General features: G+C 49.1%; 17 protein-coding genes. 10 read left to right on the top strand and 7 right to left on the bottom strand.

Translation table 11 applies throughout. The annotated features are described in order from the left end of the window. Positions 1 to 11 precede the first annotated feature (11 nt). The gene (locus tag ACFQZE_RS18800; protein ID WP_379360121.1) at positions 12 to 1,190 is read left to right on the top strand and encodes a multidrug effflux MFS transporter; all 1,179 of its coding nucleotides are present in this window, start codon (positions 12 to 14) and stop codon (positions 1,188 to 1,190) included. Positions 1,191 to 1,927: 737 nt separating this feature from the next. Here the strand turns inward: ACFQZE_RS18800 and ACFQZE_RS18795 are convergent. Continuing rightward, a complete protein-coding gene (locus ACFQZE_RS18795; RefSeq protein ID WP_379359830.1) occupies positions 1,928 to 2,605 on the bottom strand; it encodes a class I SAM-dependent methyltransferase in 678 nt (225 codons plus the stop codon). A 228-nt stretch (positions 2,606 to 2,833) separates the two neighbouring features. Here ACFQZE_RS18795 and ACFQZE_RS18790 point away from each other — a divergent pair, with 228 nt between their 5' ends. After that, positions 2,834 to 3,502, top strand: coding sequence for a bifunctional 2-keto-4-hydroxyglutarate aldolase/2-keto-3-deoxy-6-phosphogluconate aldolase (locus tag ACFQZE_RS18790; protein WP_379359828.1), 669 nt, complete (start codon positions 2,834 to 2,836; stop codon positions 3,500 to 3,502). Between the two features lie 152 nt (positions 3,503 to 3,654). Next, positions 3,655 to 5,040 (top strand): class II fumarate hydratase, encoded by a 1,386-nt coding sequence (fumC, locus tag ACFQZE_RS18785; protein WP_379359826.1) that lies wholly within the window; start codon positions 3,655 to 3,657, stop codon positions 5,038 to 5,040. 55 nt (positions 5,041 to 5,095) lie between these two features. On the opposite strand, the gene ACFQZE_RS18780 is transcribed toward fumC, so the two are convergent. Then, positions 5,096 to 5,674 (bottom strand): guanylate kinase, encoded by a 579-nt coding sequence (locus ACFQZE_RS18780; protein WP_379359824.1) that lies wholly within the window; start codon positions 5,672 to 5,674, stop codon positions 5,096 to 5,098. A 154-nt stretch (positions 5,675 to 5,828) separates the two neighbouring features. Between ACFQZE_RS18780 and ACFQZE_RS18775 the strand changes: the two genes are divergently transcribed. Both ACFQZE_RS18775 and ACFQZE_RS18770 read left to right on the top strand, forming a co-directional pair. Further along, positions 5,829 to 7,784: an ABC-F family ATP-binding cassette domain-containing protein gene (locus ACFQZE_RS18775; RefSeq protein WP_379359822.1), complete on the top strand. Its 1,956-nt coding sequence runs from the start codon at positions 5,829 to 5,831 to the stop codon at positions 7,782 to 7,784. 40 nt (positions 7,785 to 7,824) lie between these two features. Beyond that, complete coding sequence (locus ACFQZE_RS18770; RefSeq protein WP_379359820.1) at positions 7,825 to 8,460, top strand: fumarylacetoacetate hydrolase family protein; 636 nt, start codon at positions 7,825 to 7,827, stop codon at positions 8,458 to 8,460. Between the two features lie 137 nt (positions 8,461 to 8,597). On the opposite strand, the gene ACFQZE_RS18765 is transcribed toward ACFQZE_RS18770, so the two are convergent. The 3 genes from ACFQZE_RS18765 to ACFQZE_RS18755 all read right to left on the bottom strand — a co-directional run bounded on the left by ACFQZE_RS18765 (position 8,598) and on the right by ACFQZE_RS18755 (position 12,783). Continuing rightward, positions 8,598 to 9,032 (bottom strand): Dps family protein, encoded by a 435-nt coding sequence (locus ACFQZE_RS18765; protein WP_379359818.1) that lies wholly within the window; start codon positions 9,030 to 9,032, stop codon positions 8,598 to 8,600. A 768-nt stretch (positions 9,033 to 9,800) separates the two neighbouring features. After that, positions 9,801 to 11,750 (bottom strand): glycoside hydrolase family 15 protein, encoded by a 1,950-nt coding sequence (locus ACFQZE_RS18760; RefSeq protein ID WP_379359816.1) that lies wholly within the window; start codon positions 11,748 to 11,750, stop codon positions 9,801 to 9,803. 4 nt (positions 11,751 to 11,754) lie between these two features. Continuing rightward, a complete protein-coding gene (locus ACFQZE_RS18755; protein WP_379359814.1) occupies positions 11,755 to 12,783 on the bottom strand; it encodes a LacI family DNA-binding transcriptional regulator in 1,029 nt (342 codons plus the stop codon). A gap of 562 nt (positions 12,784 to 13,345) precedes the next feature. Between ACFQZE_RS18755 and ACFQZE_RS18750 the strand changes: the two genes are divergently transcribed. The 4 genes from ACFQZE_RS18750 to ACFQZE_RS18735 all read left to right on the top strand — a co-directional run bounded on the left by ACFQZE_RS18750 (position 13,346) and on the right by ACFQZE_RS18735 (position 17,578). Next, positions 13,346 to 14,635, top strand: a complete 1,290-nt coding sequence (locus ACFQZE_RS18750; protein ID WP_379359812.1) for a sugar ABC transporter substrate-binding protein — start codon at positions 13,346 to 13,348, stop codon at positions 14,633 to 14,635. An 84-nt stretch (positions 14,636 to 14,719) separates the two neighbouring features. Further along, positions 14,720 to 16,033, top strand: a complete 1,314-nt coding sequence (locus ACFQZE_RS18745) for a carbohydrate ABC transporter permease (protein WP_379359810.1) — start codon at positions 14,720 to 14,722, stop codon at positions 16,031 to 16,033. Next, a complete protein-coding gene (locus tag ACFQZE_RS18740; RefSeq protein WP_379359807.1) occupies positions 16,030 to 16,875 on the top strand; it encodes a sugar ABC transporter permease in 846 nt (281 codons plus the stop codon). The genes ACFQZE_RS18745 and ACFQZE_RS18740 overlap by 4 nt, the downstream gene beginning before the upstream one ends. A 421-nt stretch (positions 16,876 to 17,296) precedes the next feature. Beyond that, entirely contained in the window at positions 17,297 to 17,578 is a 282-nt protein-coding gene (locus ACFQZE_RS18735; RefSeq protein ID WP_379359805.1) for a hypothetical protein, read from the top strand. A gap of 261 nt (positions 17,579 to 17,839) precedes the next feature. On the opposite strand, the gene ACFQZE_RS18730 is transcribed toward ACFQZE_RS18735, so the two are convergent. Both ACFQZE_RS18730 and trxB read right to left on the bottom strand, forming a co-directional pair. Continuing rightward, positions 17,840 to 19,765, bottom strand: coding sequence for a glycoside hydrolase family 13 protein (locus tag ACFQZE_RS18730; protein ID WP_379359803.1), 1,926 nt, complete (start codon positions 19,763 to 19,765; stop codon positions 17,840 to 17,842). Positions 19,766 to 20,005: 240 nt separating this feature from the next. Then, positions 20,006 to 20,947: a thioredoxin-disulfide reductase gene (trxB, locus tag ACFQZE_RS18725; RefSeq protein ID WP_379359801.1), complete on the bottom strand. Its 942-nt coding sequence runs from the start codon at positions 20,945 to 20,947 to the stop codon at positions 20,006 to 20,008. Between the two features lie 216 nt (positions 20,948 to 21,163). On the opposite strand from trxB, the gene galU reads away from it, so the two are divergent. Beyond that, a complete protein-coding gene (galU, locus tag ACFQZE_RS18720; protein WP_379359799.1) occupies positions 21,164 to 22,039 on the top strand; it encodes a UTP--glucose-1-phosphate uridylyltransferase GalU in 876 nt (291 codons plus the stop codon). The last annotated feature ends 172 nt before the right edge of the window (positions 22,040 to 22,211 follow it).

Raw genomic sequence — 22,211 nt, 5'->3', positions numbered from 1 at the left:
TCACGCAACCGATGCCGCGCTCCAGAAGGCTGCTTATTGCGGCCATATTGGGTTCATTGTCGGGCCTTGGTCCGCTTAGCATTGATATGTATTTGCCTGCGCTTCCCGCGCTTGCCGAGGATCTCGGCGCAACGGCTTCCCTATCGCAGCTTAGCCTTACAGCTTGTTTGCTTGGCATTGCTCTCGGCCAGCTCGTAGTAGGTCCTATCAGCGATGTAAGGGGAAGGAGAGGGCCGCTATTAATCGGAATGGTCTTGTATGCGCTCATTTCTTTGCTTTGCGTCATCTCGCCGAATATTTGGGCCTTTATCGCCCTCAGGTTCCTTCAAGGACTTGCGGGAGCGGCTGGTATTGTCATTGCCCGAGCCAGCGTTCGGGATTTGTATTCTGGAGCGGAGATGACGAAGTTTTTTGCGCTGCTTATGCTCATTAACGGAGCAGCGCCGATATTGGCGCCTATGATCGGAGCGGAAATATTGACCTTTACCTCATGGAGGGGAGTATTCGCCGTTCTTAGCGTATCGGGTCTGTTAATATTTTTGGCTGTTTTTATTGGACTCAAGGAAACATTGCCTGTAGAGAGACGTTCCAGCGGAGGGTTGCGAAATACTTTTCAGACGTTTAAAAAGCTGCTCGGCAACTCTGTTTTTATGGGATATGCCATTACTCAAGGGCTGGTTATGGCAGCCATGTTTGCTTACATTTCGGGATCATCGTTTGTGTTGCAGGAAATTTACGGCGTATCTCCGAGAGGATATAGTCTGATTTTCGGCTTAAATGGTGTCGGCATTATTGTGGCGAGTCAGATCGCCGGTAGGCTTGCCGGAAAGGTGCAGGCCAGAGCGATGCTTGGAACGGGACTATCCATAGCGTCACTGGGAGCTGTTTTGTTAATGGTCGCTGTTGGAATGGATGTCGGCTTACCTATGGTCATCGCCGGATTTTTCTTTGTCGTATCCAGCGTTGGCATTATTTCAACCACCACGACTTCGCTTGCTCTGCAAGATCAGGGAAGCCAGGCGGGAAGCGCTTCGGCTCTGCTCGGCATGTTGTCCTTTATTTTTGGAGGCGCGGCGGCTCCGCTCGTGGGGCTTGGCGGAGAAGGGACGGCTTGGCCGACAGCCATCGTTATTGCGCTGCTTGTTTTGGCGGCTATTATGAGTTATTTGTTTTTAACTAAAAAGAAGTAGTTGTGTGTGACGCTTGTGAGAGGGCTATTTTCTAAGTTGGATACAGAGGCTGAACGAGCGGATTATCGGTTTGAGGAACAACTAGAGGTCCCGTTTAGTGGGTTTCGAGGGAGTTAGTGGTTTGAGGAACAACTAGAGGTCCCGTTTAGTGAGGTTTGAGGGAGTTAGTGGTTTGTGGAACAACTAGAGGTCCCGTTTGGTGGGTTTCGAGGGAGTTAGTGGTTTGTGGAACAACTAGAGGTCCCGTTTGGTGAGGCTTGAGGGAGTTAGTGGTTTGTGAAACAACTAGAGGTCCCGTTTGGTGAGGTTTGAGGGAGTTAGTGGTTTGTGGAACAACTAGAGGTCCCGTTTGGTGGGTTTCGAGGGAGTTAGTGGTTTGTGGAACAACTAGAGGTCCCGTTTGGTGGGTTTCGAGGGAGTTAGTGGTTTTTTGCACAAGGCAGAATAGCGGGAACAGTGGTTTCACAAACCACTGTTCCCGTTTTTTTCGGCGAACAAGTCAGACTAGCGGCCAATTGCACAATTGGCTAATTAATCAAATGCAAGCATATGCCCTACAGGTTGATAGGCTCACGGATTATAGAAATAAATGCTAAGAGCCTGTAACTGAAAGGTAAAGCCCAAAGATTAAAACTCCTAATCGCAAGCAGAAGCTTGTGAAGCTTATTTAGCTTTTTCAGCTTTTTCAGCTTCTCAATCTGCTATCAAGCCTTCACCAGCATTCGCCAGCTTTTTGCTTAAACCTTCGCCACATACACCGTAAACTCGTTATATTTATAGACGCAGTCCGCGCTGGCGAAGCCTGCTTCTTGCAGCCATTTCAATTGTTCGGGTAGTCCGGCGTTCATATCGTAGCTTCTACGCTCGCGGGACGCTTCAATGAGAGAATACTCAAGTCCGCTGGCCTCCACCGCTTGATCCCACTGTCTCCGGTATTCGATATCGAAGGCGTCCGTGGCGCCGGCGGATTGATCCGCGTTTACAAAAACTCCTCCCGGCTTCAGCAGCTTGCGAATGGTGCCAAACAACTGTTTTTTATCCCCGTGGGGCAGGTGGTGAATCGACAGCGAGGAGACGACGGCGTCAAAGGAAGCTGCTTCAAAAGGATACGTCATATAATCCGCATTCACATAAACGAAATCTCCGCGATCGGCAAATCTGGCTCGGGCTTGCGCCAGCATATCTTCGCTAAAGTCGATAAGCGTAAGCTCGGCATTCGGATATTTTTTTAATACCATACTGGCCAGCAGGCCTGTTCCAGCTCCAACGTCCATGATGCGAGGGCGCTCCGCCGACGTCTCGGTCCAGGCGACAGCAGCGCCGTAAAAGTCGTCAAAACACGGGATCAAGCTTTTCCGCTGCTCGTCGTAGTTTTTGGCGCCTGCATCAAATTGAGCCTTTAACGTTTTATCCATTTCGATCACTCCTTCAATTGATTACCATCATCATACGCCTTGGAAGGATATAGAAGAAATATATAAAACTTATAACTTTTATAGGTTGAAACTATGACAAATCTTTGAAGTCTCTTCTAAATTGTTGAAGGGCTGCTCTAAAAGGACTATAATGGCGCTAGTAAATTTTTTCGAGACTAGATGTTTTCAACGAGACTAGATGTTTTCAAAGGGAAGAGAGGCTGGATCATGAAGAAGCTTAGAGTGTTGCAGCAATTGACGGAAGCGGGAGTGGTAGCGGTACTTCGCGCCGATTCCCCAGAAGAAGTAGCGGAAATGGCAAGACGCGCTATTAAAGGCGGGATTAAAGCTATTGAAATTACGATGACGGTACCGTTTGCGCTTAAGGCGATCGAGCAATTGTCGAAGGAATTCACTAGCGATGCTGAGCCGGATGCGGACAACTATGCCATTATTGGCGTAGGTACCGTTCTGGACGCGGAGACGGCGCGCGCCGCTATTTTGGCAGGAGCCGAATACGTGGTAGCACCTGCGCTTAACCCGGATACGATCAAGCTTTGCAACCGTTATGCGATTCCGGTTATGCCGGGCACGATGACGATTCAAGAAATTCAAAGCGCGCTAGAGCTGGGCGTAGATGTAGTGAAGCTGTTCCCAGGCAACCTGTATTCGCCAAGCGTCATTCCATCGATCAAAGGCCCGCTGCCTCAAGCTAACATTATGCCAACTGGCGGCGTGTCGCTCGATAATTTGAAAGATTGGATCAAAGCTGGCGCGGTAGCGGTCGGCATTGGTTCGGACCTGACGAAAGAAGCCGTCAAAACGGGAGATTTCTCTCATATTGAGAAAAAAGCTGCCGCTTATATAGCTGCTTACCGCGAAGCAAAAGGTCTATAGACAGACAAAAAAGACGCCCTTGGAGCCTCAGATCCAAGCGGCGTCTTCGTCTTTCGCCAGTTCTTGGCTTGATTATCGGAGCGATTAGCGTTATAACAGAAAAAGGGTTGCCCGTTTGGACTAATTTTAATCGTAAAGGAGTCGTTTCTTGAATGGATTACCGGATTGAGAAGGACACGATGGGGGAAATCAAAGTTCCAGCTGACAAGCTATGGGGAGCGCAAACACAGCGCAGCCTTCAAAACTTTAAAATTAGCGGCGAGAAGATGCCGATTGAAGTTGTATACGCTATGGCGATTGTCAAAAAAGCTTCCGCATTTGCCAACCATAAGCTAGGCGTGTTGGATGAGGAAAAAGCGGTTGTCATCGGCGAGGCGGTAGACGAAATCCTTAGCGGCAAATGGGATGCGGAATTCCCGTTGGTCGTATGGCAAACAGGTAGCGGCACCCAAACCAACATGAACGTAAACGAGGTTGTTGCCCGCCGTGCAAACCAAATTCTTGAGACTCGTGGAAGCGCTACCCGCGTTCACCCGAACGATGATGTAAACCGTTCCCAGAGCTCGAATGATACATTCCCTGCGGCTATGCACATTGCGGGCGTAATTGCAGTCGAAGATCGGTTGCTTCCGGCACTCGACCTGTTGAACGGCACGCTTCGCGCAAAAGCCGAGAAGTTTGACAACCTGGTCAAAATCGGCCGTACTCACCTTCAAGATGCGACTCCTATTACATTTGGCCAAGAAATTAGCGGCTGGTACTCCATGCTTGACAATACGCGCGCTATGCTTGTCCAAAGCGTAGACACGATGCGCGAGCTTGCTCTTGGCGGCACAGCGGTTGGTACAGGCCTTAACGCACATCCCGACTATGCGGTTGCGGTTGCTGAGGAAGTAACGAAGCTGACCGGCAAAACATTTATTACTGCAAGAAACAAATTCCATTCCCTGACAAGCCATGACCAAATGGTCTATACGCACGGTGCGATCAAAGCTCTTGCGGCGAACTTGATGAAAATCGCGAACGACGTCAGATGGCTGGCAAGCGGACCTCGTTGCGGCATCGGCGAAATTTCGATTCCGGAAAACGAGCCGGGCAGCTCCATCATGCCGGGCAAAGTAAATCCGACGCAAAGCGAAGCGATGACGATGGCGGTTTGCCAAGTGATCGGCAATGACGCAGCGATCGGCATGGCGGCAAGCCAAGGCAACTTTGAGCTTAACGTCTTTAAGCCGGTTATTTTGTACAACTTCATTCAATCCGTCGCTTTAATGGCGGACTCGATGATTTCGTTCAACGACAATTGCGCAGTAGGCATCGAGCCGAACGAAGCCGTTATTCAGCGCAACCTGGAGCAATCCTTGATGCTCGTGACGGCGCTTAACCCGCATATCGGCTACGAAAATGCGGCTGCCATCGCGAAAAACGCACACAAAAAAGGATTGACCTTGAAGGAATCCGCCATTGCAAGCGGCTTGCTTACTTCCGAGCAATTCGATGAATATGTGCGCCCTGAAAATATGATCGGCAAACGCTAGTTGCGATAAAGGCCGGCCCGCATTCGTCCAGAGACGAGTGCGGGCCGGCCATTTTTTATGAATCTTTTCGGTTGCTAAGCTCATACCCTGCAACGATAGAGCGAATTTGCTCCACCGTTTGCTCCAAGCTTATATTTTCAATTACATGCTCGCAGCTTTTGCGGTAAACGACTTCATCCGCATAATGCCTTAAGTAATTGTCAATCACCTCGTAAGAGAAGCCTTTGGACTCCAGTCGCTCTGTCAGCGTGATTTTGTCCACGTATAGAAAAATGCGGATAACCCGCTCGCCATATTGCTTGCGCAGCATCTCGGCGCCTTCTTTGTTTACGATAAGGTAGGCATGGCTGCCTTCTTGTAAAGAAGATTCAAGCAATCGTCTTCCAACGCCATAACGGTGTCTGTCGATGGTAACCGCCTCGGCAAAAAAATCGTTAAGCAGCATAAGATCAAATTGCGCTTCGCTAACGTAGCGGTAGTCGCTGTCTGGATGCTCCTTGCTACGCGGGGAACGATCGGTGCAGGACGGAATATGGACGATGCCGCTGCCTTTAAGCGCTTTGTGAGCGGACGTCTTCCGGCCGGAGCCGCTTGTTCCGGTAAAGATGAACAGATAGGGGGAGCTATTGGCCATGGCGGTACACTCCTTTCGCTTATTTCTATTATCGGTATGCTTCGTTCAATCCGTTAAATCGGGAATCGCTATCGTGCGGAATCAAGCTTTTCTATGCTATGATACAGGTAGCCGTGCTAGTCGGCTCTATCTTCTAAAAAAGTAGGTTTGTGGGATGCATTTATTATCGGTTGAACATATAACAAAAACATATGGAGAAAAAACGTTGTTCCGAGACGTCACCTTTGGCGTTGAGGACGGGGATAAAATCGGCATTATCGGTGTGAATGGAACGGGAAAATCAACGTTTCTTAAAGTGATAGCCGGCATTGAGCAGTCGGATTCGGGCATCGTTTCCGTCGGAAGCCGCGTTATTGTGCGGATGTTGTCGCAGGACCCGGTTTTTCAGCCGGGAGAAACTTGTTTGGAGCATGTGCTTGGAGGGGATTCGCCCCAGCTTCGCGCTGTACAATCCTATGCTTCCGCCATGGAAGCCATTGCTGTAAACCCGGAAAGCGAACAGCTGCAGGAGCAGCTGATTAGCGCCAATCAAAAGATGGACGAGCTAGACGCATGGCAATTGGAAAATGAGGCGAAAACGGCGTTGTCCAAGCTCGGCATTTCCGATTATGCGGCCAAGGTGGAGACCCTTTCCGGCGGGCAGCGCAAGCGCGTAGCGATGGCGGCAGCGCTATTGCTGCCGTCCGATGTGCTCATTTTGGACGAGCCTACGAACCATATCGACAACGATTCTGTTGCTTGGCTGGAAGGCATGCTGCAAAAGCGCAGAGGCGCTTTGCTCATGATTACGCATGACCGTTATTTCCTTGACCGTGTGAGCAACCGGGTAATTGAGCTGGACCGGGGCGAAGCTTATTTCTATCAAGCCAACTACAGCCGGTTTTTGGAGCTGAAGCTGGAGCGGGAGGAAAGAGAGGCGTCCTCCGAAGCGAAGCGGCAAAATTTGCTGCGCAACGAGCTGGCTTGGATCAGGCGCGGAGCGAAGGCGAGAACGACCAAGCAGAAGGCGCGGATCGACCGTTTTGAAGCGCTCCAGGCTGCCGGGCCAAAAGGAGCGGAAGGAAAGCTGGACCTGTCTGTCGCCTCCACCCGATTGGGCAAAAAGATCGTAGAAATCGACAACGTGTCCAAAGGGTACGGAGACCGCACGCTTATTCAAGATTTCAGCTATATCGCTGTACCGGAGGATCGGGTCGGTATCGTAGGCCGGAACGGAAGCGGCAAGTCTACGCTGATGAAACTCATTTCCGGCAAGCTGGCACCGGATGCGGGGACGGTAGAGCTTGGGCTGACCGTCAAGCTGGGCTGGTTCTCGCAGGAGCGGGAAGAGATGGATGAGTCGCTGAGGGTCATTGAATATATCCGCGAAGGGGCGGAGCAGGTCAAAACGGCGGACGGAACGGCTATTTCCGCGGGCCAGATGCTGGAGCGCTTCTTATTTTCGCCTACTATGCAATGGACGCCGATAGCGAAGCTGAGCGGGGGAGAAAAGCGCCGGCTTCAATTGCTCCGAGTGCTCATGGACGCGCCGAACGTGCTGCTTTTGGACGAGCCTACGAACGATCTGGATATTGCGACGCTGACTGTGCTTGAAGATTATTTGGACGACTTCCCGGGAGTTGTATTTGTTGTCTCCCATGACCGGTATTTTTTGGATCGGACGGTGGACAAAATTATCGCTTTTGAAGGAAATGGCGTCATTACTCACCATACTGGAAATTATTCGGATTACCAGACTTATGTAGGAAAGACGGCTGAAGCGGGCGCTCAACAGAAGTCGATTTCCGGAGGTACCGGTAAAAGCACATCTGCAATGGATGCTGGAAAAAAATCGTCTGACGAGGCGAGAGCGGGTTCGAAAGAACGCGGGCTAAAAATGTCCTACAAAGAGCAAAAGGATTTTGATGCGATAGACGGCTGGATTGCGGATACGGAAGCTGAGCTGGCGCGAAACGCTGAGGCTATGGAAACGGCCAGCAGCGATTCCACAAAGCTGCAGGAACTGATGCAGGAGCAGCAGAGGCTGGAGGCAAAGCTGGAGGAGCTTATGGATCGCTGGACGGAGCTGAACGAGCTGGCCGAGCGCATCGCGGCTCAGAAGCAAAGCTAACCCGATTTTACGAAACTTAAGGAAAAGGTGGAATATTCCAATGAGCGGCAAAACGGACATTAAAAACATTTATTGCATTGGACGCAATTATAGACTGCATGCGCTTGAGCTCGGTAATGAAATTCCGGAGGAGCCGCTTGTGTTTACGAAGCCGACACATTCCGTTGCTGGAATGAATGGTGAGGAAATTACTCTTCCTGCTCATGTTGGCGAAGTTCACTTTGAACTTGAGATCGTTTTGCGAATTGGCGAATCGTATGTGCCTGGAGCGGCTGATGTAGATTGTATCGATGCAATGACGCTGGGGCTGGACTTTACGCTGCGCGACGTTCAATCCAAGCTTAAAGCAAAGGGCCATCCATGGATCTCTGCAAAAGGATTCAAAAACTCGGCGCCGCTCGGAAGCTGGATCCCTTATCCTGGCGAGGCGGCACTAGCGGACGTCGAGTTCAAATTGTTGCGAAATGGCGAAACGGCTCAGACCGGCCGGTCGAATGATATGATATTTGGCGTATCCGAATTGCTTAGATATATCGAGAGCAGCTACGGCTTAGGGCCTGGCGATATTATTTATACAGGAACGCCTGCGGGAGTCGCCGCAGTGAAGGATGAGGACAAGCTGGAGGCCTATTGGGGAGCGGAACGGCTTGGGGCTTGCAGTATTCAATTGAGATGATCGGTGTCGATGATGCGTAAGACAGTTGTATTTTAAAAAAAGGGCTGTACAGGAGATTTGTTCGTTTCTCCTTGTACAGCCCTTTTTGTATGGCGAGTTCATTTAGATTTAGTTTGTGTGATAGGGGAACTTAAGTTTTATCTTCCGTTAAAGGCGCTTAGCATCCAAACGTGTTTCTCTAGACCTGTGTGAATTGCGAGCAGTGTATCGGCGGTAATTTCGTCTCCTGCCGCTTGAGCAGCCTCCATGCCTTCTTTCAGCTCGCCGATAATGACGGTGAAATCGCTAATGAGCTGGTCGACCATTTCGACGGCTGTTTCGTTGCCCGAAGCTTCTTTGATGCTTGAAGCATCCAAATAATCGCTCATTTTGGCTAGCGGCTGACCTTTGACGGCGAGCAGTCGTTCAGCGATTTCATCGACATGTAGGGCTGCTTCTTCGTAGAATTGTTGAAATTTTTCGTGAAGCGTAAAGAACTGAGAACCTTTGACATACCAGTGGTAATTGTGAAGCTTAACGTAAAGTACGCTCCAGTTTGCGATTTGACGGTTTAAATGATGTTGAATAGTCATGTTTATCATCCTTCCAAATGGTTTATTAGATTGAGGGGAGTAGGGCTCCCGTATTCGGCTTTTTAGCACTCAAGCTAGTCTGTGCCAATTGTCAAAGCGAAATACAATGAATAATATTTAGATCAAATCCTTATTTATAATTATTATAAATTAATGGTCGTTTGTCAAGTTTTCAGCTCAGGTTTTTATTAGCAAATTTTTTGAGGCAGTATGTAAGCAGCGTATGCAGAATTTGGAGTGGGAGTTCAGCAGCGAGATGTTTTCGTGTAAAAGGAGAGCTCGACGCGACCGCCCAATGGAGTCTCTAGTTGTGCCGGAAACCACTAAATGTGTGCGAGGGCGTTAAATGGAGTCTCTAGTTGTGTCAGAAACAACTAAACGTGGCCGAGACCGCCCAATGGAGTCTCTAGTTGTACCAGAAACCACTAAATGTGTGCGAGGGCGCCCCATGGAGCCTCTAGTTGTGTCAGAAACCACTAAACGGGTCAGAGAGCACCGAATGGAGCCTCTAGTTGTGCCAGAAACCACTAAATGTGTGCGAGGTCGCCCAATGGAGCCTCTAGTTGCGCGAGAAACCACTAAATGTGTGCGAGGGCGTCAAATGAAGTCCCCGGTTGCGCCAGAAACCACGAAAATCAAATACGCAAGGTTACTTAAAAAACAAAACACAGCCCGACTTGTCAGGCTGTGTTTCCAAACATTTTCTAACCATTTTTCTAAATTGAAAGCTTAAACATAAACGATCTGTTTTAACAGCCCGCCCGCCTTTTAAGAAGCGGCTTCCGCCTCGGCAAGCATAAAAATCGTAAGCACAAACATCGCGTGCGACCACGTAAGCGGCACGACCCATGCCGTTTCGCCTGTCGTCTTGTCGACTTGCTCAGGCAGAAGACCAGTCGCAGTGCGATGATCCATCGCCCAGCGCAGCAGCTCACGGCCTGCCGCTAGATCGCCGGTAGCGATACGGTAGTGGGAGAGCCACAGCGTCGTCAATATCCAAGGGTTGCCTCCGATGTAGATGTCGTCCTCATAACGTTTGATGCCGCCTACTCCAGGTACAGTCAAAGCCGCTTCAACGGCGTCAGCTGTGCGGCGCATGCGCTCATGCTCCGACGGAACTGCGCCAAACGGCACGGAAATGCCGAGAAGGCTAATATCGATAATCGGATCATGCTTCAATACGTGCTTGGCATACCCTTTGTCCAATTGGACGATTTGTCCCTGCAATCCAGCAGACAAGGCGGCATCGAACTTATCTTTGCCAACCTTCAGGTTAACGCCGCGGTAGAAGCTGCCGGCTTCCTCATTCCAGCACTCATCCATAATAGCGGAAGAAATGCGCTCAGCCGCCTTGCGCCATGCCTCGGCGAGTGACGGATGGTCAAGCAGCTCCGCGAAGCTGGCGGCAGCCGTCAGGCCGCCATAAACGGCAGCGGAAGAATAAGTGTGGGACGCTTCGCGCTCTTCCCAAAGGTCGATGCTTGGTTTGGGCAAGCCAGACTCTTCATCAATAAATCCGAGCAGGAAGGAGGCACCGCGCTCAACAGCAGGCCATACCAGATTGGCAAAAGCGATATCTTCTTTCTCTTTGTAATGCTCCCACATGCCCCAAATGATGGAGGAGCCTTCGTCAATTTGCAATCCCCAAGAAGGAGCAAGTCCACCATCGTGATAATGGCGCTGCTGCCAAGAGCCGTCCGGCGATTGCGCCGTAAGCGTCCAAGCATAGAAACGGTCGGAAAGCTCGGATAGACCGGCTTTGTCAAGGGCAGTCGTAATAAAAGCGGCATCCCGGCCCCAGCAGTAAGAGTATCCGCCGCAGCGCTGGAACAGCTCGTCGAATTCTGGAGCGGCAATAATGCTGCCTGTTTTTTCGTCGGACATCAATTTAAACATAAGAATAGAGCGCTCATACAGCTCTTTTACGTCAGGCTCATCCAGCGGACATGGAGCAGCAGCATCGATAAAGTCGCTCCAATATTGATCCGTTTCCGAAGCCCAGATGGAGCTTTCTTTTCCTTTTGCTGTGGCCAGCTCATTCAAAGCCTGTTCTTCATTGCGGCCAGCAGCAATATAAACGGGAATCGTAACGCTCGCGCCCGGCGCAAGACCCTCGATTTTCCAAGACATAGCGCCGTCAGGACGCATATCAATCATGTTGCCGTTTAGCTCGGCAGACTGAACATGTTCCCATGAAAGTCCGGCTTGGAATTTTGCGCACACGTTTGCACTCGAAATCGCAAAAAAGTAGCCGTTGCGGAAATGAATCAAAGCGTCAGCGGAAGGCTGGAACATCGTTGTGTTGTACAAGCCGTTTTCGCTAATAAGAAACGAAGAATGAACTATAAACGAAAACGATTGCGTGCTCTCGCTAGTGTTTGTAAATTGGTATTGCCTAACGATGAAGTTTGTATTCGGCACTGCAAAATGCAAGCTTTCTACCGATACGGGGTGTTTTTCGGAACGAGCGGAAACGGAAAGTGTATTGCTGCGCGGAACATAAGCGGCATTGTGGCTCCAGCCGCCTTCTGTGCCATCGAACCAAGCAATATCTTTTTCGTTTTCCCATTGCAGTCCTGTGCGCATAGTGTCTACATGCTGCGGAGTATCAATGTTTGGCCACCAAAGTCTGTACATACGGCCCGTTTGGCCCATCGACGCCAAAAAGGACGAGTTGCCGATAATAGCGTCCACTAGAAAAGGTTTGTTTGAATTCATGCGTTCAGCTCCTCTTTTGTATAGCTTGTATGGATGATTCCCGGACAATTAACCGGTGCGGGATGACCATGCGGTTTTGGTGAATATCTTCTTCCATAATGCGTTTAATCAGCAATTGCGAAGCGGTGTAGCCAAGCTGATACGTACCGATATCTATGGAGCTGATCGGCGGTGTGGCTAGTTCCGATAAGGCAATATTGTTGAAGCTGACCAAACTTAAATCTTCAGGTACGGAATAACCGAGCTCGCTTAATGCTCTAAGAACGCCGAAACCTACGACGTCGTCAATTACGACGAGGCCGCTAGGCCTCTCCGGAAAGCTCATCATCATAGACATGGCCCGGTATCCGCTTTGCTGCAAAAGCTCCCCTTCAACAATCCATTCGGGTTTAATCGCAATGCCGGCGTCCTTCATAGCTCGTCTGTAGCCTTCCATTCGGTCATGGGAGACAGTTAGGCCAGGGAGACCGCTCACAAAGCCGATACGTTCATGCCCTTGCACGATAAGATGCGAAGTGGCGTCATAAGCGGCTTGTTCATTGTTATTATCCACAGACAAAATATTTTCATGTCCGTCGGACCGGCCGATCAGCACAGTAGGGAAACGATGCTTGTCCAATAGATCGATTAAAGGGTCATTCATTCTTGCGGACAATAAAATAATGCCATCAACCCGTCTTCCGAATACGAGGCGCGAAATCGTCTCATTTTCGTCATGTGGGGATGTGGCTGTCGCCAGCAGCATATCGTAGCCTGCCCTAGTCGATTGAGTTAAAATGCCGCGCAACAACTCGCCGAAGAAAAAATCTTGAAACAGCTCTTCGGCCGGTCTCGGCAGCATAATGGCTAATGTCCGAGTCGTTTTGGAAACTAGACTTTTGGCCATGACATTGGGGTGATAGCCCATCTCATCCATAATTTTTTTAACCTTTAACGTAGTTGCTTTGCTGATTCTAGGATGATTGGAAACTACGCGGGATACGGTGGAAGGAGAAACCCCGGCAGCTTTAGCTATATCTTTTATTGTGACCATATGATTAAGATCCCCCAATGAGTAACGATTTACAATCGCCGCGTCCATAATACGAATATTATGTTCATCCTAATGCAACTGTTGCTCACATGTAAATATATATCTTGAAGCCTTGCTGTTCAAATGACGAAATAATGTGTCGTGAGGAGCTTTTGGGAGCATAACGAAGGTTGTGCAGGGCAGAGTGCTTTAAATGACTGTGCAAACGTTTTAACAAAATGGCATCAATGTTGTATATTGAAAACACGAATATAACGCTTTCAATACCCTTTTTTACGAAAAAACGAGCCTTTTCAGTGACTATCCCTTGAAAGACTCGCATTTTTTGTGAAAAATGTACAAACGTTTGCGCAAATGAGTTGCATAATTATCTGCTTAATATTAGTTTCTTTGAGCTTCTAATTTTTATGGCAGTGGCACAAAAAGGCTGCAATTTTGGGTGCGGCCGGGCAAATCGCATAAAAAGCGGTCATTAATCGCATTTTATGGACAGGACGTTTGGTGTCGGGAAATGAAAGCGGCTTATCCGAACATACTTACATTTTGGAAGGGGTTTACAGGAATGAAAAAATGGCTTGTTATGACCATGATCGCTGCACTATTCATCGTCTCTGCGTGCGGTAATGCAAACAAAGGCGGCAACGCTGGCAACGGCGCGACTCCTACGAGCAGTCCCGGCAGCGAGGCAGTTGAAGGAGAGCTGGCTCCAGAAAAAGGCGCAGAGCTTCTCATTTGGGAATCCAAAGAAGAGCGTCCTTTCGTAGAAGCAATCGGTAAAGAATTTACGGAAAAATACGGCGTTAAAATTAAATTCGAAGAGCTTCCTGCAGCGGACCAAGTCAACAAGCTCGTTTCCGACGGACCTGCGGGACTTGGCGCAGACGTTGTTCTATTCCCTCATGACAACTTAGGCAAAGCAGTATCGGCCGGTCTTGTATTGCCGAACGACTACTTTGAAGAAGAATCCAAAAAAGCAAATTCCGAACTGACTAACAATGCAGTATCTTATGACGGCGTAATGTACGGATACCCGCGTTCCGTAGAAACATACGCGCTATTTTACAATAAAAAGTTGATCCCTGAAGCTCCAAAAACGTTTGACGAAGTGGTTGAGTTTGCAAAAACATTCAACGATACAAAAAACAATAAATACGCTCTGATGTGGGAAGTCGGCAATTTCTACTTCAACTACCCGTTCATCTCCACTGGCGGTTATGTATATGGCGACAACGGCCAAAACAAAGACGATATCGGTATGAACAACGAAGGCGCAGTAGCGGGCATGAAATACTACGGTTCCTTAAAAAAGAGCATTTTGCCGCTGAATTCCGGCGACATCACGTTTGACATCAAAAAAGGTCTATTTACTTCCGGCGCGCTGGCTATGGACATCAATGGTCCTTGGACAATCGCCGACTACAAAAAAGCGGGCATTGACTTTGGCGTAGCTCCAATTCCGAGCATTAACGGTCATGCGGCTTCTTCTTTCTCCGGCGTTAAAGCATGGTATGTAAACAGCTTCTCGAAGTACCCGAACGCGGCTCGTCTGTTCGCTAACTTTGCATCGACTAAAGAAGCTCAATTGAAAAACTTTGAAATTACAGGCGCTATCCCTTCCAATACAGAAGCGGCTAACGATCCTAAAGTACAAAGCGACGAAATCGTAAAAGGTTTCTTGGCGCAATTTAACCAATCCACTCCAATGCCTTCTATCCCTGAGATGAGCAACGTATGGAGCCCGATTGCGGCGGCGTTCTCCGATGTGTGGAACTCCGGCAAAGATCCGAAAGCAGCTTTGGACAACGCAGTACAACAAATTAAAGACGCAAACAATGGCGTTGCGGCAAAATAATTTAGGATGAACGTCGGAATCACCCGCCTGATCTAACCGGGCGGGTGAACCGACGTTTACATGAAGGGAAGGGAGCTAGGCGGTATGAATCGTCATCGCGGCATGGCGGCAACTTTGTCAGTCCTGTTTATGGGACTTGGCCAATTGTACAATCGTCAGTTTATTAAAGGCTTCATACTTATCGCTGTTGAAGCGGCGGCATTAATGTTTTTTATCCCGAATTTGGGAAGAGCAGTTTGGGGCGTTGTTACCCTAGGCGAAAAGACGCAAGGTTTTGAAAAAGTAGGCAAGCTTATGGTTCGGGTGGAAGGAGATCATTCCATCTATTTGCTGATTAGCGGTTTGATTACCATATTCCTGTTTCTTCTCTTTTTGATTATTTACTATATGAATATTCGCGACGCGTATCGTACGGGGAGCTTAAGAGATAAAGGGAACACTCCTGCTAACTTCAAAAAATCGTGGGCTTATATGACGGACCGCAATTTCCCGTATTTGATGCTTACGCTGCCAGGTCTTGGCGTGTTGTTCCTCACTATAATGCCAATCGTATTTATGATTTTGCTGGCGTTTACGAACTATTCCTCGCCAAATCATATCCCACCGAAATCGCTGGTGGATTGGGTTGGTTTTGAAACGTTTGCGAATTTGCTCAGTCTTAAAACATGGAGCCATACATTTTTAGGCGTCTTGACCTGGACGATTATTTGGGCGGTCATTGCTACGGCTACCACCTATTTTGGCGGCATGATCGTCGCTTTGATCGTAGAATCGAAAGGCGTTCGTTTCAAAAAAATGTGGCGTACGATCTTTATTTTGCCATATGCGATTCCGCAGCTCATTTCCTTACTTATTATGAGAAACCTGTTCAACGGTCAATTTGGTCCGATCAACCAATACTTGAGCTATTTCGGACTGGGCAAGCTTCCTTGGCTCACGGATCCGTTTTGGGCGAAGGTAACCGTTATACTCGTAAACATGTGGGTCGGCATCCCGGTTTCTATGGTACTCATTATGGGTATTTTGACGGCGATTCCAAAAGATATGTACGAAGCGGCCGACGTGGACGGCGCAACAGGCTTTCAGAAGTTTAAAATCATTACGCTGCCATTTATTTTGTTCTCTACGGCACCGATTTTGATCATGCAGTTCGCCGGCAACATCAACAACTTTAACGTCATTTTCCTGCTGACAAACGGCGATCCGGTCAAAGGGGATTATCAGTTTGCGGGAAGCACCGACTTGCTTGTCACATGGCTGTATAAACTGACGTTGAACAACAGCCAGTTTAATATGGCATCGGCAATCGGCATCATTATTTTTGTGATCATCGCATCGCTGTCGATCTGGAGCTACCGTCGATCGAAATCCTACAAAGAGGAGGATATGATCCAATGAAAATGGGGCAAAAATCAGCAAATGCGTTTCGTCTGACGATCAGCTACGCTATTTTGATTATTCTTGCGGTTTGTGCGCTTTACCCGGCTATTTGGGTCGTGCTATCCTCGTTAAGACCGGGAACGTCGCTGTTCAGTCCGACGCTTATACCGGATAAATTTACGCTTGTTCATTATAAAGAGCTGTTCACCAATCCGAGCTTCCAATATGGGAAATGGTATTTGAACACGCTCAAAATTGCGACGTTTACGATGATTTTTTCAACCATTCTTGTAACGCTCAGCATGTACGCGTTGTCCAGATTCCGTTTTAAAGGTAGAAAAACATCGCTTACTTTGCTGCTCGTGCTAGGTATGTTCCCTGGTTTCATGAGTATGATCGCGATCTTTATCGTGTTGCTTCAGCTTAACTTGCTGGACACGCATTTTGCGTTGATTTTGGTTTATTCCGCAGGTTCCGTACTTTCAGGGTTTATCGTAAAAGGGTTCTACGACACCATTCCGCGTACGCTCGATGAGGCAGCGCGTATTGACGGCGCATCGCATTTTCAAATATTCATCCGCATTATGCTTCCGCTTTCGAGACCGATGCTGACGTATGTTGCGCTTACGACGTTTACCGGGGCGTGGGTCGACTTTATTTTTGCCCGCCTCGTGCTGAGAAGCAAAGAGAACTGGACCCTTGCTGTAGGCATGTGGGATCTTGTCAATTCGTCCCAAAACAGCAACTTTACCATGTTTGCTGCTGGTGCCGTGCTGATTGCGATTCCGATCACTTTGCTGTTCGTATTCCTCCAGCGCTTCCTGGTTCAAGGTTTGACCTCCGGCGCATCGAAGGGTTAATTATAAAGCGTGAGGGGCAGTTCCAAAAGCCTTTTTTGATTCAAAAAGAAGCCTTCAAACCCACCGTAGCGGTGGATTTGAAGGCTTTTTGGCTTTGCATTTGGGTCCGGTTTATCCTTAGTTGCCTTTGCCTTTGCCTTTGCCTAGGCCTTTGGGGCAGCCCCTTGTCTGCTTTTTTGGGAAAAAGCACAACTATGACTGAGTAATGCCCGCAGTTGAGTGAGAAACCACTAAGACACTCAGGTCGGTCTGTTTCAAGCATTTAGTTGTACCAGAAACCACTGGAGCGTTCAAACCGGCCCGTTTCGGGCATTTAGTTGTACCAGAAACCACTGGAGCGTTCAAACCGGCCCGTTTCGGGCGTTTAGTTGTACCAGAAACCACTGGAGCGTTCAAACCGGCCCGTTTCGAGCATTTAGTTGTGCCAGAAACCACTGGAGCGTTCAAAGCAGCCCGTTTCGGGCGTTTAGTTGTGCCAGAAACCACTGGAGCGTTCAAAGCAGCCCGTTCCGGTAATTTAGTTGTGCCAGGAACCACTGGAGTGTTCAAAGTGCCTCGTTTCAGTAATTTAGTTGTGCCAGGAACTACTGGAGCGTTCAAACCGGCCCGTTTCGAGCATTTAGTTGTACCAGAAACCACTGGAGCGTTCAAAGCAGCCCGTTTCGGTAATTTAATTGTGCCAATTGCCTTGGTGAACTCGTAGCTTCCGCTCACCCACAATCTGTTCAAGAAGACAACTATAGAACAACAAGAAATAGCAATGGCGATGTAGGGATGAATTGAAAGGCGACCCGCAAGATAATCACTCTTTTGAAGTGTCTATCTTGCGATTCACAGTTCATTACTACCCTTGCATCGCCATTTTTGGTGTTTTTTCGTTAAGGGAACTGTTTATCAAGCAAACGAGCAGATGTCCTACTTTTTGGGACAGTCCTTCAATGCTTCAATAGTCCCTTACAAATTTCTATACTTGTTTCAAAACGACATATTCGTAGCCATCGAGACGAAGCTTAAGCTGGCCCAGTTGGTCTGTACTGATCGAACCGCCTGCTTGGAACGTTGCCGCTCCCGATTGAAGAACCGTCCACCCAGTAGAAGCGGCACCTTCCGGCGCATGGGCGGCAGCCTCTTTTTCATTAGCAACAGCAGTTATTGCTTCATTAATAGCATTTGCTGCATCCTCCGCAGCGGAGCTAGCGGCTTGGAACCCGCGGAAAGGAATGGCGTGTACGGCTGGCCCGCCACATACGGCAGACGGGATAGTCACCGTCGTCTCCACAGACGACTCCCGCGCATTAAGCGCGATCAACAGACGTTCCTCGCCGGAGCGGCGCTCGTAGACGAGCAGGCCATCCTCCGGTCCGCTCGTAAGGAAAGACAGCTCCGTGCTGCGCAGTGCTTCATGCGCGTGGCGCAAATGAATCGTATCTGAATAAAATTGGAGCAGCTCCCCGTCTTGTTCGGAAGGCTCCCACACCATACATTTGCGGCAGCCAGGGTCGGCTCCGCCGTCCAGCCCGACTTCATCGCCGTAATAAATGCACGGAGTTCCGGGATAAGTAAGCTGGAACAAAGCAGCCAGCTTCAGCTTTTTCTTTTCGTCCCCGCATAGGGTCAACAGTCTTGGCGTGTCGTGACTGTCCAGCAGGTTGAATGCCGCTTCCGTTACCTGTTGCGGATAGGCTGCAAGCTGAGTGCCGATAGCGCTTGAAAACGCGGCAGAGTCGATCGTGCCGTAAGAGAAGAAATCGAGCACCGCGTTAGTGAACGGATAGTTCATGACGGCGTCGAATTGATCCCCTTGCAGCCACATCATGGAGTCGTGCCAAATTTCCCCCAAAATATAGGCTTCCGGATTTACCGATTTGACAATCGCCCGGAACTCGCGCCAAAACTGATGGTCAACCTCATTGGCTACATCAAGCCGCCAGCCGTCAATGCCGATTTCTTCTACCCAGTAGCGGGCAACCTCCAGCAAATAAGCTTTTACTTCCGCGTTTTCGGTATTGAGCTTAGGCATCATCGGTTCAAAGGCAAACGTCTCGTAAGTCGGAACCCCGTCCACAACGGCGAGAGGCCATTCGCGTACATGGAACCAGTCGGCATATTTCGATTGCTGCCCGTTTTTCTGGGCGTCGACAAAAGGAGGGAACGTGCGTCCCGAATGGTTGAATACGGCGTCCAGCAAAACGCGAATTCCACGTTTGCGGCACTGAGCGATAAGCTCCTTCAACGTATCATTTGTTCCAAAATGAGGATCGACCTTCAAATAATCTTCCGTATCGTATTTGTGATTTGTTGTCGCTTCAAAAATCGGCGTAAAATAAATCGCGTTAATGCCCAGCTTCGACAAATAATCCAGATGGTTGATTACCCCTTGCAGATCGCCGCCAAAAAAGTTTTGCGGAGTCGGCTCGCCCCCCCAAGGCTCAACGTTTGCGGGATCAAGCGACGGATCGCCATTTGCAAATCTTTCAGGGAAAATTTGATAAAATACAGCGTCTTTCACCCAAGCCGGCGGCTCGAAAATATCGACGGGGTTTAGAAACGGATAATCAAAAAACGTATTCGGATTGTCCGGCAGTTCCGGCTCAAATCCTTTTTCGGTCAAAATGACCGTCTCCTGATCGTTAAAAAAACGGAATGCGTATCTAAGTCTGCGAAAGGGAGGCTTAACCGCCGCTTCCCAGTAATCGAACCTTTCGTCGGAGCTAAGAATGCGCATATCAACGGAAGCAACAGTTTGCCCCCAAGCATATTTGTCTCCCGCGATAACTTGGGCGCGCGTAGCGTCCCCGCGTTTTGTGCGAACTCTAAGATGCAGCGTTTGACCGTCGTAAGCGTAAGCCCAATTTTGTTTAGGCCTGTGGTAGATAGCTTCTAATAACATGGCGGTTTCTCCTTTTCTTCTCCGTTTTGGCACTTCTTTTCCGAAAAGCAACAACGAAAAAAGGCACAACCTCTGCTCACTTAGCCGAGGTTGTACCTTTTCCTGAAAATGTCCAGCGCCGCTCTCGCGAGGCATATATCGAACATAGGTATGCGGTAGCAGTGCCTTTATATTTTGAACTCTCAACACGTTTATTATACATGAATTGCACTTTTTATTCCAGTAGCTTGGCCAAAAAGTTTATGTGTGCTGCGTCTCATGAACTAGCGATTCCAGATAACGCTCGCAGTCGAGCGCGGCCATACATCCGCTGCCTGCCGCTGTAATGGCTTGGCGGTAAATATTGTCCTGAACGTCGCCGCAAGCAAACACTCCCGGAATATTCGTTTCGGAAGTTCCCGGCTTGACGATAATATAGCCATGATCATCCGTTGTAATTTGGCCCCCGAGAAAACCTGTGTTTGGAGTGTGACCGATAGCGACAAACACACCGTCCGCTTCCAGCAGCTCTTCTTGGCCGGTTTCGTTGTTACGGACAAGCAGTCCTTTCAGCCCGTTTTCTCCGGCAACAACTTCAAGTGGAGTACGGTTTAAGCTCCAAGCGATCTTTTCGTTGCTGCGAGCGCGATCCTGCATAATTTTGGAGGCGCGCAGCTCTTCGCGGCGGTTTACGACCCGAACTTCAGTAGCGAAGCGGGTAAGGAAGCCGGCTTCTTCCATAGCGGAATCTCCGCCGCCGACGATGATGAGCTTTTTGCCGCGGAAGAAAAAGCCGTCGCATGTCGCGCAGGTGCTGACTCCGCGGCCGATATTTTCCTGCTCGCCGGGAATGCCCAAATATTTGGCCGAAGCGCCAGTGGAAATAATGACCGATTCCGCTTGCAATTGGCCTAGCCCTTCCACTTCAAGCGTATAAGGGCGTTTGCTGAAATCGACGCTTTTGACGGCGCCCGTTTTGAAAGCGGCCCCGAAGCGCTGAGCTTGTTTACGCATATTGGACATTAATTCGCTTCCCAATATGCCTTCCGGAAAACCGGGGAAGTTTTCAACTTCTGTCGTTGTCGTCAGCTGCCCGCCCGGCTGCCAGCCCTCGATAACAAGCGGCTCCATATTGGCTCGGGCTAAATAAATGGCGGCAGTTAATCCGGCAGGACCGGTGCCGATAATAATGGTTTTGTGCATGTGGCACTCCTCCAATGGGGTAAGTTATTCTGGTCATTTCATCTTAACTCAAAGGTAGTATAAACTGTAACGAATGTCAATACAGTTCATCCAACATTCATCTTGCTTCTTTTTTCAACAATATGGGGGAGAGCCGGATGGTTTGCCTTTGCAATAACTGGTATAATAGTCCGCAATGAACAATCTCCCTATTAAGGAGAGAGGAGTCTATTGGCCATGCAAAACTCGATTAGGAAAGCTATTATTCCTGCTGGCGGACTCGGCACGCGGTTTCTCCCTGCGACGAAGGCTCAGCCGAAGGAAATGCTGCCGCTCATCGATAAGCCGGCGATCCAATATATTGTTGAGGAAGCGGTGCAGTCCGGCATTGAAAGCATCGTTATCGTTAGCGGAAGGCATAAGCGGGCGATTGAGGATCATTTTGACAAATCGATGGAACTGGAAGCGGAGCTTGAGGCACGAAATAACGAAACGATGCTTTCTATTGTTAAAGACATTTCAAAGCTTGCAGATATTTATTATGTGAGGCAGAAGGAGCCGCTCGGGCTTGGCCATGCCGTATTGTGCGCGCGCCGGTTTATTGCCGACGAGCCGTTCGCCGTATTGCTAGGCGATGATATTTTAACGTCTGAACCGCCGTGCCTGCGGCAAATGATGGACATTTACGAAGAGCAGCAAGCTTCCGTTGTGGCCGTTATGGAGGTGCCATGGGATCAAACTCATAAGTACGGGATTGTCGATATTGAGCGGGGCAAGCGCGTCGCAGCCGTTCGGGACATTATCGAAAAGCCGGCTGCCGGGCAAGCGCCATCCAACTATGCCGTTGTGGGCCGCTATGTGCTCCACCCCGATATTTTCCGCTTGCTTGAGAAGGCGGAGCCGGGCAAAGCGGGAGAAATCCAGCTGACGGACAGTTTGCAGGAGCTGAAGCGAATTTCTTCGCTCTACGCTTACTGCTTTGACGGGAAGCGTCATGATGTCGGCGATAAGCTTGGTTTTGTGCAAGCGACGATTGACTTTGCACTGGAACGAGAGGATCTGGCGGATGACGTAAGGCGATACCTTTTGGAAAGGCTAGGTATTCGCGAATAAGGCTGTCCAATTCCGATAGGCGGGAAAATTTCATTTTGGAAGTTGAAACCAAAATATCGGCAGGTAGTGGCATTTCCTTTTGTACAAGGAATGCTTGCTATCTGCCTCTTTTGTTTCCCACTATTTTGAAATGGAGATTATTTACTATTTGTTATAGAATAGATACATATGT

Origin of the sequence: Paenibacillus sp. GCM10027627, assembly GCF_042675505.1 — a bacterium.
Taxonomy (GTDB): domain Bacteria; phylum Bacillota; class Bacilli; order Paenibacillales; family Paenibacillaceae; genus Pristimantibacillus.
This window is presented reverse-complemented; position numbering and strand designations above follow the sequence as displayed.

What these genes read in the sequence shown, in the direction of transcription:
- fumC (WP_379359826.1), top strand. Translation starts at nt 3,655, where the DNA reads ATGGATTACCGGATTGAGAAGGACACGATGGGGGAAATCAAAGTTCCA.
- ACFQZE_RS18740 (WP_379359807.1), top strand. Translation starts at nt 16,030, where the DNA reads ATGAAAATGGGGCAAAAATCAGCAAATGCGTTTCGTCTGACGATCAGC.
- ACFQZE_RS18755 (WP_379359814.1), bottom strand. Translation starts at nt 12,783, where the DNA reads ATGGTCACAATAAAAGATATAGCTAAAGCTGCCGGGGTTTCTCCTTCC.
- ACFQZE_RS18800 (WP_379360121.1), top strand. Translation starts at nt 12, where the DNA reads ATGCCGCGCTCCAGAAGGCTGCTTATTGCGGCCATATTGGGTTCATTG.
- ACFQZE_RS18795 (WP_379359830.1), bottom strand. Translation starts at nt 2,605, where the DNA reads ATGGATAAAACGTTAAAGGCTCAATTTGATGCAGGCGCCAAAAACTAC.
- ACFQZE_RS18770 (WP_379359820.1), top strand. Translation starts at nt 7,825, where the DNA reads ATGAGCGGCAAAACGGACATTAAAAACATTTATTGCATTGGACGCAAT.
- ACFQZE_RS18765 (WP_379359818.1), bottom strand. Translation starts at nt 9,032, where the DNA reads ATGACTATTCAACATCATTTAAACCGTCAAATCGCAAACTGGAGCGTA.
- galU (WP_379359799.1), top strand. Translation starts at nt 21,164, where the DNA reads ATGCAAAACTCGATTAGGAAAGCTATTATTCCTGCTGGCGGACTCGGC.
- ACFQZE_RS18745 (WP_379359810.1), top strand. Translation starts at nt 14,720, where the DNA reads ATGAATCGTCATCGCGGCATGGCGGCAACTTTGTCAGTCCTGTTTATG.
- ACFQZE_RS18750 (WP_379359812.1), top strand. Translation starts at nt 13,346, where the DNA reads ATGAAAAAATGGCTTGTTATGACCATGATCGCTGCACTATTCATCGTC.
- ACFQZE_RS18760 (WP_379359816.1), bottom strand. Translation starts at nt 11,750, where the DNA reads ATGAATTCAAACAAACCTTTTCTAGTGGACGCTATTATCGGCAACTCG.
- ACFQZE_RS18775 (WP_379359822.1), top strand. Translation starts at nt 5,829, where the DNA reads ATGCATTTATTATCGGTTGAACATATAACAAAAACATATGGAGAAAAA.
- ACFQZE_RS18780 (WP_379359824.1), bottom strand. Translation starts at nt 5,674, where the DNA reads ATGGCCAATAGCTCCCCCTATCTGTTCATCTTTACCGGAACAAGCGGC.
- ACFQZE_RS18730 (WP_379359803.1), bottom strand. Translation starts at nt 19,765, where the DNA reads ATGTTATTAGAAGCTATCTACCACAGGCCTAAACAAAATTGGGCTTAC.
- ACFQZE_RS18790 (WP_379359828.1), top strand. Translation starts at nt 2,834, where the DNA reads ATGAAGAAGCTTAGAGTGTTGCAGCAATTGACGGAAGCGGGAGTGGTA.
- trxB (WP_379359801.1), bottom strand. Translation starts at nt 20,947, where the DNA reads ATGCACAAAACCATTATTATCGGCACCGGTCCTGCCGGATTAACTGCC.